19 protein-coding genes are annotated in these 16,995 nt (G+C 72.4%); 10 read left to right on the top strand and 9 right to left on the bottom strand.

Annotation, left to right across the window (positions count from 1 at the left end):
- Nucleotides 1-49 precede the first annotated feature (49 nt).
- Entirely contained in the window at nt 50-1,249 is a 1,200-nt protein-coding gene (locus tag ACZ6TD_RS08085; RefSeq protein ID WP_471351945.1) for an 8-amino-7-oxononanoate synthase, read from the top strand.
- Nucleotides 1,250-1,315: 66 nt separating this feature from the next.
- On the opposite strand, the gene ACZ6TD_RS08080 is transcribed toward ACZ6TD_RS08085, so the two are convergent.
- Nucleotides 1,316-1,543: a DUF397 domain-containing protein gene (locus ACZ6TD_RS08080; protein ID WP_470010888.1), complete on the bottom strand. Its 228-nt coding sequence runs from the start codon at nt 1,541-1,543 to the stop codon at nt 1,316-1,318.
- Nucleotides 1,544-1,561: 18 nt separating this feature from the next.
- Nucleotides 1,562-2,431: a helix-turn-helix domain-containing protein gene (locus tag ACZ6TD_RS08075; protein ID WP_471351942.1), complete on the bottom strand. Its 870-nt coding sequence runs from the start codon at nt 2,429-2,431 to the stop codon at nt 1,562-1,564.
- 276 nt (nt 2,432-2,707) lie between these two features.
- On the opposite strand from ACZ6TD_RS08075, the gene ACZ6TD_RS08070 reads away from it, so the two are divergent.
- Nucleotides 2,708-3,136, top strand: a complete 429-nt coding sequence (locus ACZ6TD_RS08070; RefSeq protein WP_471351939.1) for an ATP-binding protein — start codon at nt 2,708-2,710, stop codon at nt 3,134-3,136.
- Between the two features lie 60 nt (nt 3,137-3,196).
- Here ACZ6TD_RS08070 and ACZ6TD_RS08065 read toward each other — a convergent pair whose 3' ends face one another.
- From ACZ6TD_RS08065 to ACZ6TD_RS08045, 5 genes are all read right to left on the bottom strand, one after another.
- Nucleotides 3,197-4,402: a nucleotidyl cyclase domain-containing protein gene (locus ACZ6TD_RS08065; RefSeq protein ID WP_471351936.1), complete on the bottom strand. Its 1,206-nt coding sequence runs from the start codon at nt 4,400-4,402 to the stop codon at nt 3,197-3,199.
- Entirely contained in the window at nt 4,399-4,794 is a 396-nt protein-coding gene (locus tag ACZ6TD_RS08060; protein WP_471351932.1) for a VOC family protein, read from the bottom strand. The genes ACZ6TD_RS08065 and ACZ6TD_RS08060 overlap by 4 nt, the downstream gene beginning before the upstream one ends.
- An 87-nt stretch (nt 4,795-4,881) precedes the next feature.
- The gene (locus tag ACZ6TD_RS08055) at nt 4,882-5,355 is read right to left on the bottom strand and encodes a C40 family peptidase (RefSeq protein WP_470010894.1); all 474 of its coding nucleotides are present in this window, start codon (nt 5,353-5,355) and stop codon (nt 4,882-4,884) included.
- Nucleotides 5,356-5,713: 358 nt separating this feature from the next.
- On the bottom strand, nt 5,714-6,022 hold the full coding sequence (locus ACZ6TD_RS08050; RefSeq protein WP_020866582.1) for a hypothetical protein: 309 nt from the start codon (nt 6,020-6,022) through the stop codon (nt 5,714-5,716).
- Nucleotides 6,023-6,027: 5 nt separating this feature from the next.
- Entirely contained in the window at nt 6,028-6,663 is a 636-nt protein-coding gene (locus ACZ6TD_RS08045) for an ATP-dependent Clp protease proteolytic subunit (protein ID WP_471351930.1), read from the bottom strand.
- Nucleotides 6,664-6,747: 84 nt separating this feature from the next.
- Here ACZ6TD_RS08045 and ACZ6TD_RS08040 point away from each other — a divergent pair, with 84 nt between their 5' ends.
- Nucleotides 6,748-7,050: a type II toxin-antitoxin system Phd/YefM family antitoxin gene (locus ACZ6TD_RS08040; RefSeq protein WP_138916272.1), complete on the top strand. Its 303-nt coding sequence runs from the start codon at nt 6,748-6,750 to the stop codon at nt 7,048-7,050.
- Nucleotides 7,051-7,098: 48 nt separating this feature from the next.
- Here the strand turns inward: ACZ6TD_RS08040 and ACZ6TD_RS08035 are convergent, their stop codons facing one another.
- Complete coding sequence (locus ACZ6TD_RS08035; protein WP_471351927.1) at nt 7,099-8,052, bottom strand: M28 family metallopeptidase; 954 nt, start codon at nt 8,050-8,052, stop codon at nt 7,099-7,101.
- 364 nt (nt 8,053-8,416) lie between these two features.
- Between ACZ6TD_RS08035 and ACZ6TD_RS08030 the strand changes: the two genes are divergently transcribed.
- The 7 genes from ACZ6TD_RS08030 (at nt 8,417) to ACZ6TD_RS08000 (ending at nt 15,683) form a co-directional block, all read left to right on the top strand.
- Nucleotides 8,417-8,719, top strand: a complete 303-nt coding sequence (locus ACZ6TD_RS08030; RefSeq protein WP_020866578.1) for an urease subunit gamma — start codon at nt 8,417-8,419, stop codon at nt 8,717-8,719.
- A 13-nt stretch (nt 8,720-8,732) separates the two neighbouring features.
- Nucleotides 8,733-9,038 (top strand): urease subunit beta, encoded by a 306-nt coding sequence (locus ACZ6TD_RS08025; protein ID WP_471351924.1) that lies wholly within the window; start codon nt 8,733-8,735, stop codon nt 9,036-9,038.
- Nucleotides 9,039-9,173: 135 nt separating this feature from the next.
- On the top strand, nt 9,174-10,898 hold the full coding sequence (locus ACZ6TD_RS08020; RefSeq protein ID WP_471351921.1) for an urease subunit alpha: 1,725 nt from the start codon (nt 9,174-9,176) through the stop codon (nt 10,896-10,898).
- Nucleotides 10,899-11,460: 562 nt separating this feature from the next.
- Nucleotides 11,461-12,186 carry an urease accessory protein UreF gene (locus tag ACZ6TD_RS08015; RefSeq protein ID WP_471357553.1) on the top strand — a complete coding sequence of 242 codons (726 nt, stop codon included), beginning with the start codon at nt 11,461-11,463 and terminating at the stop codon, nt 12,184-12,186.
- A gap of 50 nt (nt 12,187-12,236) precedes the next feature.
- Nucleotides 12,237-12,932: an urease accessory protein UreG gene (gene ureG / locus ACZ6TD_RS08010; RefSeq protein ID WP_471351918.1), complete on the top strand. Its 696-nt coding sequence runs from the start codon at nt 12,237-12,239 to the stop codon at nt 12,930-12,932.
- A gap of 92 nt (nt 12,933-13,024) precedes the next feature.
- Nucleotides 13,025-13,921: an urease accessory protein UreD gene (locus tag ACZ6TD_RS08005; RefSeq protein ID WP_471357550.1), complete on the top strand. Its 897-nt coding sequence runs from the start codon at nt 13,025-13,027 to the stop codon at nt 13,919-13,921.
- A 127-nt stretch (nt 13,922-14,048) separates the two neighbouring features.
- Nucleotides 14,049-15,683 carry an alpha/beta hydrolase gene (locus ACZ6TD_RS08000; protein WP_471351916.1) on the top strand — a complete coding sequence of 545 codons (1,635 nt, stop codon included), beginning with the start codon at nt 14,049-14,051 and terminating at the stop codon, nt 15,681-15,683.
- Between the two features lie 83 nt (nt 15,684-15,766).
- Here ACZ6TD_RS08000 and ACZ6TD_RS07995 read toward each other — a convergent pair whose 3' ends face one another.
- Nucleotides 15,767-16,828: an NAD-dependent epimerase/dehydratase family protein gene (locus ACZ6TD_RS07995; protein ID WP_471351913.1), complete on the bottom strand. Its 1,062-nt coding sequence runs from the start codon at nt 16,826-16,828 to the stop codon at nt 15,767-15,769.
- Nucleotides 16,829-16,995 lie beyond the last annotated feature (167 nt).

Genomic DNA, 16,995 nt, shown 5'->3' with positions numbered 1-16,995 from the left:
GACCCGACAGCCGGTGCCGGAGACGAGGCCACGGAAGGCGAGGCAGCCGATGCCCCAGGACCGCGACGACGCGTTCGCATGGATCGACGCCCAGCGGGAGCGGCGCGACCGGGCGGGGCTGGTGCGCCGGCTCAGCCCCCGCCCCGCCGACTCCCCGCTGCTCGATCTGGCGAGCAATGACTACCTGGGGCTGGCCCGGCACCCGGAGGTGACGGCCGCCGCGGCCGCGGCGGCGCACCGCTGGGGCGCGGGGTCGACCGGGTCGCGCCTGGTCACCGGCTCCACCGAGCTGCACGCCACGCTGGAGCGGGAACTCGCCGAGTTCTGCGGATTCGAGGCGGCCCTGGTGTTCTCCTCCGGCTACGCGGCCAATCTGGCCGCCGTCTCCGCGCTGAGCGGCCGGGACGCCCTGATCGTCTCCGACGCGGACAACCACGCCTCGCTCATCGACGGCTGCCGGCTCTCCCGCGCCGAGATCGCCGTCGTCCCGCACGCCGACCCGGACGCCGTGCATAAGGCGCTGGGCGCGGCCGAGGCGGCCGGAGCGGACGCGGGGGAGGCGGCCGGAGCGGGCCCGGCGCGGCGGCGCGCCCTCGTCGTCAGCGACGCGGTCTTCTCCGTGGACGGCGACGCCGCTCCGCTGGCCGCCCTCGCCGGTGCATCCCGGCCGTACGGCGCGGCGCTGGTGGTGGACGAGGCGCACGGCCTGGGGGTGCTCGGCGAGGGCGGACGCGGCGCGGTGCACGAGGCCGGGCTCGCGGGCGCGCCGGACGTGGTGGTCACGGCCACCCTCTCCAAGTCGCTGGGCAGTCAGGGCGGGGCGGTGCTGGGGCCCGCCCGGGTCATCGAGCATCTGGTGAACTCCGCACGGACGTTCATCTTCGACACCGGGCTCAACCCGGCGGCCGTGGGGGCCGCCCTGGCGAGTCTGCGGCTGCTGCGCCGGGAGCCGGAGCGCGCCGCCCGCGTCCGTACGGTCGCCCTGGGGCTGTACGGACGGCTGACCGCCGCCGGGCTGGCCGCGGTGCGGCCGGACGCGTCGGTGGTGTCGGTGCGGGCCCCGTCGCCGGAGGAGGCGGTGCGCTGGGCCGCGGACTGCCGCGCGGCCGGGCTGATGGTGGGGTGCTTCCGCCCGCCGTCCGTCCCCGACGGCGTCTCCCGGCTGCGGCTGACCGCGCGCGGGAATCTGACGGAAGCGCAGGTGGAAGAGGCGGTCGACGTGATCGTGAGGACCGCGCCGACCGCCTGATGGCTCAACTACGGGAAGGTGAGCGGATCAGCCGCTCACCGGCGGAACAGGTACTTCACTGACGGATCAGCTTCCGGTTCCGGCCGAGCGGGAGATGCCGGAGCCGGGGCCGTCGCCCTTGAGTCCCTCGAGGAAGGAGACCCAGGTCGACGGGGTGAACAGCAGGACGGGGCCCGCCGTGTTCTTCGAATCGCGCACGCCGAGCCGGTCGGGCCCCAGCAGGGCCGTCTCGACGCAGTTGTTCATTCCGACGCTGTAGCTGCTGCGCAGCCAGTCGACGGAGTTGGCGGACATTTTGGACATGGTGCCCCCTCAGGCGCCGCCCCCGATTTTGTTGATGAAGGACAACGATTCCTCAGGTGTCAGGGCGTGAGCGCGCAGTACTTCGAACGCGGCGCTGTACGCCCGGAGGTCTTCTTTCCGCTCCAGATAGAGGCTACTCGTCAAGTGGTCGAGAACTACCACGTCCAGGTCACTAATGTGCGGAAAAGAGAAAATAATGAAAGGACCTGTCATACCAATGGGCATTCCGATAGAGAATGGCAACACCTGTAGGTGCACCTGAGGCAATGCGCAGAGTTCGGCCAGATGGCGCAATTGCGCTGTCATGACCTCGGGCCCGCCCACCTCGCGCCGCAGTGCCGCCTCGTCGAGCACCGCGTGCAGCCGCAGCGGCCGCTCGCCGTGCAGCACCGACTGGCGCGCGATCCGCACCTCCACCAGCGAGTCCACCTGGGGCCCCGGCAGATCCGGGAGCGCCGCGAGGGTCACCGCCCGGGCGTAGTCCGGGGTCTGGAGCAGACCCGGCACCACCGTGGTCTCCAGGGTGTACGCGTCCGACGCCTCCGCCTCCAGGCTGATGAAGTCCCGGTAGGCGGGCGGCAGCAGATCGCGGTACGCGTACCACCATCCCCGCCGCGACCCCTCCGGATCCGAGGCGCCCCCGCGGCACAGCGCCTCCAGCAGGGCGCGCAGCTCCGGGTCGGCGACCTGGTAGACCTCCAGCAGCCGCGCCACATCCGAGGGCTTGGCCCCGCTCCGCCCGGTCTCGATCCGGCTCACCTTGGACTGGTGCCAGCCCAGCCGATGGGCGACCTCGCCACTGGTGAGCCCGGCCAGATCGCGCTGGCGGCGCAGTTCCGCACCGAGCTTGCGGCGACGCACCGCCGGGCCGTATCGCATCAGTTCTCCCTCCCGCCTTCCTTTTGGCGCGTCACCCGCAGCGCGTGTCGCACCAGTGGCCCAGTGTGCCTTCCAAATCCGGTCTTCCGTAGCAGAGTTCACCGCTTTGAGCGACAGATATATGCATAACTCGGTGGATCGCCCCCGTTGCGGAGTCCATTGGTGGCAGTCTGACGCGTAGAGCCGTCGGGGCAGCCCCACGACTTCACCGGCTTCGTAAGTCCACCCTCGAAACGCGTCCGCAGCCGCGCCCCGGCCGGAAAGGGACAGGCCGTCATGGCAGACCATCAGGAAGCATCCGTCACTCTGCCGAGCGCACCGGCGTCGGTTCCCGCGGCACGCGCCTATGTCACGGACGTGCTCGCCGAATGGGGGCTCGGGGCGGGAGCGGAGGCAGCCGACACCGTGCGGCTGATCGTCTCGGAGCTCGCCACCAACGCCGTGGAGCACACCGTGGGCCAGTCGCCCACCTTCACCGTGGACCTACGGCTCGACCGCGAGCAGCGGCTGGAGATCGGGGTCACCGACAGCCATCCGACATGGCCCAGGTGGCTGCCGCTGGCGACCCAGCAGGACAGCGGGCGCGGGATGGTGATCGTTCGATGTCTGGCCGCGGAGTCGGGCGGCGAGGTGTTCGTCACCCCGACCGCGGACGGCGGCAAGACCGTCTGGATCGCCCTGCCGTGGACCGTCCCGGTCCGCTGAGCGGTTGGACGGCCCCCGTCCGCTGAGCCCGGCCGGACCGCCCCGATCCGCCCGAACCGCTCACAGCACGCGCTGGGCCTGCCCCTCCGAGGCCCGAGCCTCGGCAAGCTGACGGATCCGGGTGTAGACCCGCCCGGCGGCCGGGCCGATCAGATAGTGCGGCATGTCGCCGCGCTCGATCACCCCGTACCGGCTCGTGCCCATCAGATACGAGGAGTACAGGATCAGCCCGCCCGGCCCGCGCATATCGATGCTGAGCGCCGAGAAGCCGGGGAACTCCTCCGTCTGATAGACCCGCAGGCCGTCGGCCTCCGCCCCGTAGCGCTCCTTGAAACGGCCGAACCGCTCCAGCGAATCCTTGATCTTCCGCGTCATGTCCTCCTGGTACTGGCGGGAGAGCGTGGCCGCCGCGTCCGAGGACGGGTCCAGCAGATAGCAGCGGTAGGTGCCGCCCCGGCGCAGCAGCCCGAGGACCGCGTCGCGGAACCGGGCCGGGCGCTCGGTGGTGACCAGCCGGCCGGAGGTGGTGCGCAGCGCCGTCCCCATGTCCAGCACCTCCTCGGCCGCCGCGTCCAGCAGCCGCGCCTTCTCCTGCGGGCTCGGCCGCTCCGGATACGCGTGCACCGGGGAGCCGTCCGCGAGCCCCCGGCCCGCCAGCCACGCCTTGGCCGCCCCGTCCGGGCCGCCGTCGCCCGCCATCAGATAGACGTCCTTGCCCTCATGGCTGCCCACGTGGGCGAACAGCTCCGCGTACGGCCCCGCGGTGCGGTACACGTCCTCCGAGACCGCCAGGCAGTCCGGCGGAGTCGCCTTCTCCAGATGCGCGGCCAGATTGATGTCGGGGGAGTGGATGGTGCCGGTCCGGCCCTCGCCGGTGTGCCGTATCGCCCCCTTGTGCAGCGCCATCCGCACATGCAGCTCGCCGTCCACCCCCGCCTGGGCGAACTCGTCCCGCAGATGGCGCAGATCGAGGGTGAGAAAGGTGCGGGCCGCCTCCAGCGCGACATCGCGGGCCACGCTCTCGCGGTCGTCGTGGACCGCGAAGAAGCCCCCGTCGCCGCGCCAGCTCCATAAGTCGCCGCGGGCACAGCGGTACTGGGCCGAGAGCTGCTCGATCCGCGCGCGCATCCGCTCGCGCAGCAGATCGAAGGCGTGGGCGGCGCGGTCCCTGGGGTTCGAGCGGACGATCGTCGAGTACCCGGAGGTGTCGACGAAGAGCAGATACACCTGGTCGTAGGTCCGGTCGGCCTGGAAGGGCTCGCTCATGCCGGCACCACACCGCGCTCGACGGCGCTGCGCTCCACGCAGAACTCATTGCCCTCGAGGTCGGACATCACCACCCACCCCAGCCCGTCCTCCGTGCGCCGGTCGTCCACCACGCGGGCGCCGAGCCCGATCAGCCGCTCCACCTCGGCGTCCCGGGTGCCCGACGGCGGCTGGATGTCCAGGTGCACGCGGTTCTTGACGGTCTTGGAGTCCGGGACCCGCAGGAAGAGCAGCCCCGGCACCCCGGGCTGCCCCGGGCTGATCAGCGCCCAGTCGCCGTCCGGCTCGGAGTCCTCCAGGGGGTAGCCGGTCAGCCGGGACCAGAACCGCGCGAGGGCGTGGGGATCACGGGCGTCGAAGGTGATGTGCCGGACCGGGTTGAGATACGCCATGCGAAGCCTCCGGTGGTCGACGGGGCCGGTCCACAGCGGTGGCCCGGCCCCGTCAACCTACCCACGGCCACTGACGGCTACGGCGGGTCAGCGCACGTGTCCGTACCAGACCTTCTTGGTCCAGATCCGCTCCAGCCGCACCACCTCGCCGGTCTTGGGGGCGTGCCAGACGCGGCCGCCGCCCGCGTACACCCCGACGTGGTAGACCCCGCTCGCGGAGTGGAAGAACACCAGGTCCCCGCCCTTGCGGGAGGCGGCCTTGATGTGGCGGGTCCGGTTGTACTGGGCGGCCGCGGTGCGTGGCAGCCGCTTTCCGGCCCGCTTGTAGGCGTACTGGGTCAGCCCGGAGCAGTCGAAGCGCTTCGGCCCCGCCGCGCCGTACTTGTACGGTGCGCCCTTCTTGGAGGCCGCGATCCGCAGCGCCTTGGCGGCGACGGTCGCGGCCTCGGCCTCCGGTGGACAGCCCGGTGTCGCCACGGTGCCGCCCACGGCGGCGACGGTGAGGGCGGAGACGGCGCTCGCTCGGGAGAACATCCTGGGGATACGTATGTGTGCAGACATCACACGAAACCCTTCGTGAGCCGACCCCGCCCCGGTGCGGTGGCGAGGTCCTGTCGTCTCCAGGGATGGTCACGCAGCGGCGGCGCCGGTTCCGACTCGAGAGGGTGCGGTGTGACGGTGGTCACGGCGGGGCCGTTCGGGTGGTGCCGAGCGCTCCGCCCCACGGCGGTGGAGCTGCCCGAACGGCCGTGCTGCGGCGCGGTGGGGCGGGCGGGGAAGCGAACCCGGGGCGGCCGCCGGACGCAAGCCGATCCCGCCCGGACCGCCGTAATCCCGCTCCGCCGTTCGGGTGACGGCCCCGCGCGACGGTGCCAGGCCCCGCACCCACTCCGACGGCCCCTGCTCCTCGCGGCCCGCCTCAGGCCCGCAGCGCCGGGGGCAGCGTGACGCGCTCCGCGCGCCGCTCACCGTCCAGCACCCGCAGCGCCCGGGCCAGGGTCGCGGTGTGCAGCTCGCTCTCTCCGCGCTCATGCATCAGCGTCAGCGCGTCCCGCAGCGCGGTGGCCTTTCCCACCAGCGCCTGGGCGGCCCGCAGACTGCCGTAGGTGTCACGGCCGCGCGCCGGGTTGATCCGGCCCAGCAGATCGACCACCTCCAGATAGCCGTCGATCACGTTCCCCTCCGCGCGGGTGAGCGCGGGCAGCGGGGGCAGCTCCGGTGGCAGCACCGCGCTCACCTCGCCCGCGGCGACGGGCCCGGCCGCTTACGGCTCTGGGTGACCTCGTCCACCAGCCCGTACGCCTTCGCGCCCTCGGCGTCGAAGATCTTGTCGCGGTCGATGTCGGCCCGGATCCGCTCGGCGCTCCGGCCGGTGTGCCGCACCAGCATCCCCTCGAGCATCTCCTGGGTGCGCCGGAGCTCGTTGGCCTGGATCTCCAGATCCGAGGTGGTGCCCTCGACCGGCTCGCCGAACGCGGCCTGGTGGATGAGGATCCGCGCGCCCGGCAGGGCCAGGCGCTTGCCCGGGGTGCCGGCGGCCAGCAGCACGGCGGCCGCCGAGGCGGCCTGGCCCAGGCAGACCGTCTCGATGTCGCAGGAGACGAAGTGCATGGTGTCGTAGACCGCCGTCATGGCCCCGAACGAGCCGCCGGGCGAGTTGATGTAGAGCGAGATGTCCTGGTCGGGCGCGGCGTGCTCGAGATGGATCAACTGCGCGATCACATCATTGGCGGCGGTCTCGTCGACCGGGGTGCCGAGGAAGACGATGCGCTCGGAGAGCAGCTTGGAGTACGGGTCCAGGGTGTGCGTCCCCGAGCTGGTGCGCTCGGTGAACTCGGGCAGGACATAGCGCGCGGTCGGTTCTTCCATCGCGTCACCTCTCGGCGTCGTCGTTCGCGGTGTCGTTGGCTCCGTAAAAAATGTACAGGATGTACATCCAGATATGATGGGAGCATGGCTTACGAGATTCCGGTGACGCAAGCCCGTGCAGAGCTCGCGGAACTGATCAACCGCGTGGTGTACGGCGGCGAGAGGGTGGTCGTCACGCGCCACGGGAAGCCGCTTGTCGCCCTGGTGTCCGCTGCGGACCTGCGGCGACTCGAGGAGATCGAGACGGGCGGGGAGGAGCAGGTGATCAGCACCGTGTCGTCGATGCGCCCCACCTCGTCCGCTCCCGGCGAACGGCGGCGCTTCGGCATCGCGGCGGAACACCGCGGCCCGGACGCCGGGGATCGGCGTCCGGGCCGCGAGGAGTGACGGACGGGACCGGACCGGCTCGGCGCCGGTCCGGTGCGGGGGCGCTCGTCAGGAGCTGAGCGCCCAGATCGCGTTGGCGATGGCGTCGGTGTTCAGGTCCAGCGCCTTGTCGTCGATGTTCGACGTCTTGTCGCATGCGGAGTGGTAGCACGGGTCGAACGCCTCGCCCGCCTTGCCGCCCCACTGGTCGGCCTGCTCCTGGCTCATGGTGGCCTCGGCGCCGGTGAACAGACCGCCGACCCGCACCCCCGCGTCCTTGAACGGGGCGTGGTCCGAGCGGCCGTCGCCCTCGGTCTCGGGCTCGGTCGTGATGTTCTTCGCCGCGTACCAGTCCTTGAAGACCTTCTCCAGCTCCGGGTCGTCGTCATAGACGAAGTAGCCCGGGTTGGGGGAGCCGAGCATGTCGAAGTTGAGGTAGGAGTCGATCTTCGACTTGTCGTCGGCCGCCAGGCTGTCGACGTAAGTGGTCGAGCCGACCATGCCGTCCTCCTCGTCGCCCCACCATGCGAACCGCAGGTGCTTGGCGGGCTGGAGGTCGGCCTTGGCCACGGCCAGCGCGACCTCGAGGATCGCGGCCGAGCCGGAACCGTTGTCGTTGATGCCGGGGCCTGCCTCGACCGAGTCGAGATGGGAACCGGCCATCACGACCTTGTCCTCGGCGCCGCCCTTCCAGTCGGCGATGAGGTTGTAGCCCTTCTTGCCGCCGGAGGTGAACTCCTGGACGGAGGTGGTGAATCCGGCCTCGTCCAGCTTGCCCTTGATGAAGTCCAGGGACTTCTGGTAGCCGGGCTCGCCATGGGCGCGATTGCCGCCGTTGGCGTCCGCGATGGACTGCAGCTCGCCCAGATCGGCCTTGACGGCCGCGACGTCCACGTCGGGGGCGGCGGCCTTGGTGGTGACGGTGGCCTCGGCGCCGGAGGCGCCGCTCAGCAGGGCCGCGGCGAGCGCGGCACCGGTTGCCGCCGCGAGGCTTCCGCGGCGAATTGACGCTATTCGCTTCACAGTTGGGCTCCGTTGTGATGTGGGGGGTTGGAGCGGAGCAGGTGAATCATGGTGTTGCGGTGATGAGAATCGGGGGTATGCGGTGGGGCCGTCAAGTGCGATAGCCGGACGTGCGGGTCCGCCGAGCGGATGCCGGGCGGTGGCCGAGGGGGCACGGGAACGTGACGGTGGCTCATAAGACCCTCTTGACCAGCATCGATCGGATTGATCAGGGTTGCTCGGTCAATGGCTCAGTTAACGCGGACGAAACGCCGCGGAACTAGCCTGCGAAGGCCGGACGCAGGTCGCCCCGGAATGTGCGGAGTGAGTGGTTTCCGCCGAACAGGGGCTTCCGCGGGATAAGGGCGAGAATGAGGTGGGAAGCGTGCACTTGACCCCGCATGAGCAGGAACGTCTGCTCATCCATGTGGCCGCCGACGTGGCCGAGAAGCGACGGGCCCGGGGCGTGCTCCTCAACCACCCCGAGGCGACGGCGCTGATCACCGCCCACATCCTGGAGGGTGCCCGCGACGGCCGAGGCGTCGCCGAGCTGATGGCCTCCGGCCGCCGGGTGCTCACCCGCGACGAGGTGATGGAGGGCGTACCCGAGATGCTCCAGGACGTGCAGGTCGAGGCCACCTTCCCCGACGGCACCAAGCTGGTCACCGTCCATCAGCCGATCGCCTGACGGGGGGCTGCCCATGATCCCCGGAGAGATCCTGTACGCCGATGAGCCGGTGCCCCTCAACGAGGGGCGGCCCGTCACCCGTCTCACCGTGCTCAACGCCGCCGACCGGCCCGTCCAGGTCGGCTCCCACTACCACTTCGCCGAGGCCAACCCCGGCCTCGAGTTCGACCGCGCCGCCGCCCGCGGCAAGCGGCTGAACATCGCCGCGGGCACCGCCGTGCGCTTCGAACCGGGCATCCCCGTGGAGGTGGCCCTGATCCCGATCGCGGGGGAGCGGATCGTGCCGGGGCTGCGCGGGGAGACGGGAGGGCGGTTGTGAGCGTCGCACACGAGGCCGCCGGGCGGCACACGGACGACCGGGTGCGCTGTCGCCTCGCGGGCGGAGAAGCGAACGAACTCACGGGCCGAGAAGCGAACGATCTCACGGGCCGAGAAGCGAACGAAAAGGTGCGGCATGACCGCTGAACTGAACCGCGCGGCGTACGCCGATCTCTTCGGCCCCACCACCGGGGACCGCATCCGGCTCGCCGACACCGACCTCTTCATCGAGATCGAGGAGGACCGCGGCGGCGGGCCCGGCCGGGCCGGGGACGAGGCGGTCTTCGGCGGCGGCAAGGTGATCCGCGAATCCATGGGGCAGTCGCGCACCACCCGCGCCGAGGGCGCCCCCGACACCGTGATCACCGGGGCCGTCGTGCTCGACCACTGGGGCGTCGTCAAGGCGGATATCGGCCTGCGTGACGGCCGTATCACCGGAATCGGCAAGGCCGGGAACCCCGACACCATGGACGGCGTCCACCCCGACCTCGTCATCGGGCCCGAGACCGAGGTCATCGCGGGCAACGGCAAGATCCTCACCGCGGGCGCCATCGACGCCCATGTCCACTTCATCTCCCCGACCCTCGTCGACCAGGCGCTCTGCTCCGGGATCACCACCCTCGTCGGCGGCGGCACCGGACCAGCCGAGGGCACCAAGGCCACCACCATCACCCCCGGACCCTGGCACCTCGCCCGGATGTTCGAGGCGCTGGAGGGGTTTCCGGTCAACATCGGGCTGCTGGGCAAGGGCAACACCGTCTCGCGCGAGGCGATGTGGTCACAACTGCGCGGCGGAGCCCTCGGATTCAAGATCCACGAGGACTGGGGGGCGACCCCCGCCGCCATCGACGCCTGCCTCGGGGTGTGCGAGGAGAGCGGCGCCCAGCTCGCCATCCACACCGACACCCTCAACGAGGCGGGCTTCGTCGGCGACACCCTCGCCGCCGTCGCGGGGCGCTCCCTCCACGCGTATCACACCGAGGGCGCGGGCGGCGGGCACGCGCCCGACATCATCACCGTGGTCTCCCAGCCGAACGTACTGCCCAGCTCCACCAATCCGACGCGTCCGCACACCGTCAACACCGTCGAGGAGCACCTCGACATGCTGATGGTCTGCCACCACCTCAACCCGGCCGTCCCCGAGGACCTCGCCTTCGCCGAGTCCCGCATCCGGCCCAGCACCATCGCCGCCGAGGATGTGCTGCACGACCTCGGCGCGATCTCGATCATCTCCTCCGACTCCCAGGCCATGGGACGGATCGGCGAGGTGGTGCTGCGCACCTGGCAGACCGCGCATGTGATGAAGCGGCGGCGCGGGGCCCTCCCCGGCGACGGCCGCGCCGACAACCACCGGGCGCGTCGCTATGTCGCCAAATACACCATCAACCCGGCGGTGGCCCAGGGCCTCGACGGGGAGATCGGCTCGGTCGAGACCGGGAAGCTGGCCGATCTGGTGCTGTGGGACCCGGCGTTCTTCGGCGTCAAACCACAACTGGTGATCAAGGGCGGCCAGATCGCCTACGCGCAGATGGGCGACGCCAACGCCTCCATCCCGACCCCGCAGCCGGTCCTGCCGCGCCCCATGTTCGGCGCGCTCGGCCGCGCGGCGGCCACGGGCTCGGTCAACTTCGTGACCCAGGCCGCCTTGGACGACGGCCTGGTGGAACGGCTGGACCTCCGCAAGCGGTTCGCCCCGATCCGCGGCACGCGGGGCGTCACCAAGGCGGACATGCGGGAGAACGACGCCCTGCCGCGGGTCGAGGTCGACCCCGATACGTTCACCGTGACGATCGACGGCGAGCCCGTCGAACCGGCCCCGGCGACGGAACTTCCCATGGCCCAGCGGTACTTCCTCTTCTGACCGGACCGTCATGCCCACGAACGAGACTCCGCCCACGCCCTGGGACGGCCGCGGTTCGGCCGCGGGTGGCCTGCCGGTGGACCTTTCCCCACCCCGCCCCTTCCCACAACCAAGGGACTCCGCCCCCTGGACCCCTGGTGCCCCGCCACGGGGCGGGCCGGATCGGGCCCGTCAATGGTCGCCCGCGGGCGAAGCCCCTGGCGGGGTTCGAGGTGGTGCCCCTGGTGGGGGCGCCGCTCTCGTCCCCCGGGCCCCGGGTGCGCCGTCGCCGGGTGGGCCAGATTGGGCCCGTTCGGGGGCGGAAGAGACGCCCTCCGGCGGTATCCGGGATCAAGCCCCCAGCGGGGCCGCCGTTTCCGTCCTCTGGGCCGCGGGCGCGCCGTCGCCGGGTGGGCTGGATCGGGGCCGTCAATGGTCGCCCGCGGGCGAAGCCCCTGGCGGGGTTCGAGGTGATGCCCCTGGTGGGGTCGCCGCTTCCGTCCCTCGAGCCCCTGGTGCCCCGTCACCGGGTGGGCTGGATCGGACCTGCCCGGGGGCGGAGGACATGCCTGTAGGGCGTGCGATGGGGGCCGGGGCGCAGGCCGCGTGGCGGGGGCCCGGGGGCGGAGCCACCGGTGGGATCGCCGCGTTGCTCGTGCTCGCCGATGGCCGGTTTCCCGCCGGAGGCCATGCGCATTCCGGCGGTGCCGAGGCCGCCGTCGCGGCGGGCCGGATCCATGATGCGGCCTCCCTGGAGGCGTTCTGCCGGGGCCGGCTGCACACCGTCGGGCTCACCGCGGCCGGGCTCGCCGCCGCGGCCGCCGCCGGGCTCGATCCGCTCGCGCTGGACGACGCCGCGGACGCCCGTACCCCCAGCCTCGCGCTGCGGGCCACCGCCCGGCGGCTCGGCCGGCAGCTGATGCGCGCCGCCCGCGCCACCTGGCCCTCGCCCGAACTGGACGCCCTGGCCGCCGCCCGGCCGCGCGGGGCGCATCAGCCCGTGGTCCTCGGGCTCACCGCGCGCGCCGCCGCGCTGGGCCCGCCGGACGCCGCGTACGCCGCCGGGTACGAGGCGGTGAGCGGGCCCGCGACCGCCGCCGTCCGGCTGCTGAGCCTCGACCCCTTCGACGCCACCGCCGTCCTCGCCCGCCTCGCCCCCGAGCTGGACCAGGTCGCGGCGCGGGCCGCCGACGCGGCGCGGCGGGCCCTCGACGAGGGCCCGGGCGCGCTGCCCGCCGCCTCCGCACCGCTGCTCGACATCGCCGCCGAACAGCACGCCACCTGGTCCGTACGCCTCTTCGCCTCGTAACCGGGGCCGCGCCGCCCCCGCCCGCCCCTGTCGGAACATCGGAGCCGTTCATGCATCTCGACCACGCGGACACCTACCCCCCGCGCCACACCTACGGCGCCACCGGCCCCCACCGCCCCGACGGCACCCGCCGGGCGCTGCGCATCGGCCTCGGCGGACCGGTGGGCTCGGGCAAGACCGCGACCGTCGCCGCGCTGTGCCGGGCGCTACGCGACCAGCTCTCCCTCGCCGTGGTCACCAACGACATCTACACCCGCGAGGACGCCGAGTTCCTGCTGCGCAACGCCGTACTGCCGCCGGAGCGCATCACCGCCGTGGAGACCGGCGCCTGCCCGCACACCGCGATCCGCGACGACATCTCCGCCAACCTGGAGGCGGTCGAGGAGCTCGAGGAGACCGTGGGCCCGCTCGATCTGATCCTGGTCGAGTCCGGCGGCGACAACCTCACCGCGACCTTCTCCAGGGGCCTGGTCGACGCGCAGGTGTTCGTCATCGACGTCGCGGGCGGCGACGACATCCCCCGCAAGGGCGGCCCCGGCGTGACCACCGCCGATCTGCTCGTGGTCAACAAGACCGACCTGGCCCCCTACGTCGGCTCGGACCTGGCGCGCATGGCCCGCGACGCCGAGGCTCAGCGCGGTGAACTCCCCGTCGCCTTCACCTCCCTGGTCACCGAGGACGGCGTCCGCCCCATCGCCGACTGGGTCCGCGAGCGCTTGGCCGCCTGGACGGCGGCCCCGGCATGACGCCCGTCCCGGACGCCACGGCCGGGCCGGAGCGGCCCCCGGCGGCCGCTCCGGCCGCGCCGGGTGCGGTGCCGCCGCACCCCGCGCCGCGGATGCCCGGACGGGCCCCGGAACGGGAAGCCCCGGACGCGCGGCAGGGCTCGGGCACCTCGGCGGCGCCGGGCACCTCGAGTGCGACGGGCACCTCACGTACAGCCACCTCACGAACAACGGCCACCTCGCCCGCACCAGGCATCCCCGGCACACGCGTACAGGCCACCGCCCGTCTCGTCGCCGAGGCGGACGGGCGCGGCGGTACCGCGTTGCCCGTGCTCGCCGGGGGCGGGCCGCTCGCGCTGCGGCGTACCCGGGGCGTGGGCGGGGAGGCGTGGGTCACCGTGGTCGGGGCCATGAGCGCGCCCCTCGGGGGCGACCGGATCGCCCTCGAGGCGGCCGTCGGGCCGGGCGCCCGGCTGCGCATCGGTTCCGCCGCGGCCACCATCGCCCTGCCCGGGCGGGCGGCCGGGCCCGCGCACTACGAGATCCGGCTGACCGTCGCCGACGGCGCGACCCTGCACTGGCTGCCCGAGCCCCTGATCTCCGCCCACGGCAGCGAACTGCTGATGACCACCCGTGTCGAACTCGCGCCCACCGCCCGCCTCGTGCTCCGCGAGGAGCAGATCCTGGGCCGCACCGGCGAATCCCCGGGCCATCTGACCAGCCGCCTGACCGTCCACCGCGCCGGGCGCCCGCTCCTCGACCAGGAGCTCGCCTACGGCCCCGGCGCCCCCGGCTGGGACGGCGGCGCGGTCCTCGGCGGCCATCGGGCCGTGGGCCAGCTGCTCGTGGTCGACCCGTCCTATGACACTCGTCCCCTCACGCCCCGCCGCCTCGCCGGGACCGCCGTCCTCACGCCGCTGACCGGGCCCGCCGCCCTCGCCACCGCCGTGGCCCCGGACGCCCTCCACCTCCGCCGGGCCCTCGACACGGCGGCCGCCGCCGTGGGCTGATGTTCACGTCTTGATAAAGAAACGGCGGTTTGCCCTGTACTCGGCGGTAAGCAAGACAGAAGAATCCCCCTGGCACTCTGTGATCATCGCCGCTCCTGGCGGCGCAACAAAGCAGGGGGATGACTACGTGAGACGCACAGCACTCTTCGGCGCGACCGGCGGTGTGATCGCCGGTGCGCTGATAACCGGTGCGCTGGCCGCCCCCACGGCCGGGGCATCGGAGCGGACCCCCGGCGGGGCCGCCGAGGCCCGTGGCGTGGCGGTGGCCGCGGCCGAGGCCGCGAAGAAGGGCATCGACTGGACGGACTGCCCGGCCGACTGGGGGCTGGCCAAGCCCATCCAGTGCGGCTATGTCACCGTGCCGCTCGACTACGCCAAGCCGAACGGCCGCACCATCAAGCTCGCGGTGGACCGGATCGCCAACACCGGCTCCGCCTCCGAGCGGCAGGGCTCGCTGATCTACAACCCGGGCGGGCCCGGCGGCTCCGGGCTGCGCTTCCCGACCCGGGTCACCACCAAGAACCCGCTGTGGACGAAGGTGTCGAAGGCGTACGACTTCGTCGGCTTCGACCCGCGCGGGGTGGGCCACTCCACGGCCATCTCCTGCGTGGATCCCCAGGAGTACGTCAAGGCCCCGAAGCTGGACCCGGTGCCCGACAGCGAGGCGGACAAGCGCGTCCAGCGCAAGCTGGCCCGCGAGTACGCCGAAGGGTGCGAGGAGCGCAGCGGCTGGATGCTGCCGCATATGACGACGCCCAACACCGCCCGGGACATCGACGTCATCCGGGCCGCGCTCGGCGACAAGAAGCTCAACTACCTGGGCGTGTCCTACGGGACGTACATCGGCGGGGTCTACGCGACGCTCTTCCCGACCCATGTGCGCCGCCTGATCGTGGACAGCGTGGTCAACCCCTCGCGGGAGAAGATCTGGTACCAGGCCAACCTGGACCAGGACGTGGCCTTCGAGACGCGGTGGAACGACTGGAAGGCGTGGGTGGCGAAGAACGACGCCGCCTACCACATCGGCGACACCCCCGGAGCGGTCCAGAAGCAGTGGGAGAAGCTGCGCGCGGCCGCCAAGAAGAGCCCCATCGGCGGGGTCGTGGGCCCGGCCGAGCTGCTCGGGTTCTTCCAGAGCGCTCCGTACTACGACTCGTCGTGGGCCACGGTCGCCCAGGTGTGGAGCGACTACCTCGGCGGCGATGAGAAGGCGCTGGTCGAGGCGGCGGGACCGGACATGTCCGACACCGCGGGCAACATCGCCTCGGAGAACGGCAACGCCGTCTACACCGCCGTCGAGTGCGCCGACGCCAAGTGGCCGACCAGCTGGGCGAAGTGGGACCGGGACAACACCCGGCTCCACCGCGACTACCCCTTCCTGACCTGGTCCAACGCCTGGATGAACCTGCCGTGCGCCACCTGGGGTGCCAAGCAGCGGACCCCGCTGGAGGTGGGGGCCGCCAAGGGGCTGCCCAAGACGCTGATCGTGCAGAGCACCCGTGACGCCGCGACCCCGTACGAGGGCGCGGTGGAGCTGCACAAGCGGCTGAAGGGCTCGCGCCTGGTGACCGAGAAGGACGCCGGTTCGCACGGGGTCACCGGTCTGGTGAACCCGTGTGTCAACGACCGGGTGGACGCCTACCTGCTCAAGGGCACGGTGGACGCCAAGGACGTGACCTGCGCTCCGCACGCCACGCCGGTGCCCGCGAAGTCGGGCGTGTCCGCGAAGGCCGCCAAGGAGGCGGCCGCCGTCGTCAAGTAGTCAGCGGCATACGGTGGAGGGCCGGGCCCGTGCGTTTTCCGCACGGGCCCGGTTCCGTCTTCCCGCCGCATGCCCCGCGTCGATCAGGGCGCGGGGGAATTCCCGCCGCCCCGCAGCCATGCGTCCTCGGCCGCGTAGTCGAACAGTTCGGTCATCGGGTCGTAGGCGGCGGCCATGTCGGGGAAGGCCGCGCGCCAGTCCGGGGTGGCCGCCAGCCGGTCCGTCAGCCAGGCGACGGTCGCCGGCAGCGATTCCGCATAGCCTGTCACCGGGCGGTAGCCCAACTCCCGTTCGGCCGCGGACATGTCGTAGACGAGGGGGTGGGCCAGGCTCCAGGGCGTGCTGCCGACATGCGGATGCGGCGGCTCCCCGTCGATCAGCACCAGCTCGCCGCGCACTCCCAGCACCGCGTCCACGGCGGCGGCGATGTCGGCGACCGTCGGGGCCTGTGGATCGCCCGCGTTGAGCACCCGTGAACCGGGCCGGTGGGCGGCCAGCCGCACCAGCTCCGCGATGTTGTCGACGTGCACCGGATGGAACCGGCTGCGGCCGCCGTACGCCAGGATCCGCACCGGCCGCCCGTCCAGCGCCCGTTTGACGAAGTACAGCTCGCGGGGGGTGCGGCAGTGCGGGCCGTGGATCGCCCCGGCGCGCAGCAGGGTCGTCGGCAGCCGGTCCCCGGCGGCCAGCAGCTCCCGCTCCAGCGCCACCTTGCGGCTGCCGTAGCCGTCGTCCGGCGGGACGGTCCGCTGGGACTCGGGGAGCGGCACCGGATACCGCGGGGCGCCGTCCGGCCGGTCCTGGGTCGCGAAGCCCCGGCCCTGGTCGTCCTCGTACACCGCTCCGGTGGAGATCACCACCGCCGATCCGATCCGGTCGGCGAGCCCCAGCAACTGCCGTGCGTGCGCCCGGCCGTAGGCGACGCAGTCCAGCACCACATCGCAGCCGTCGCCGATCAGCGCGGCCACCGCGGCGTCGTCGTCCCGGTCCACGGCCACGCTCTCCACCGACCCGGGCCAGCTCTCGTCGCGGCCCCCGCCGCGCGAGGCGGCCCGCACCCGCCATCCCTCCTCGGCGAGCGCGCGCACCGCCGCCCGGCCGATCTGTCCCGTCGCCCCGATCACACATGCGCTCCCAGTGCTCATGCCGGGACGCTACGGGCCCGGGCGCCACGCTGCCCAGACTCCTTCGCCATGAGCAGATTCGCCCTCGGCCGATCATTCACGGTCAAAGTGTGAGTGCAGGTGATCGCTTTTTCGCGCTCTTTGAATTCACCGTGATGCATTCCGAAGAAAAAAGCATCTTCGATTCA

The organism is Streptomyces yongxingensis (assembly GCF_055597465.1).
The sequence above is the reverse complement of the archived record's forward strand: the minus strand, read 5'-3'. Positions and strand labels throughout refer to the sequence as shown.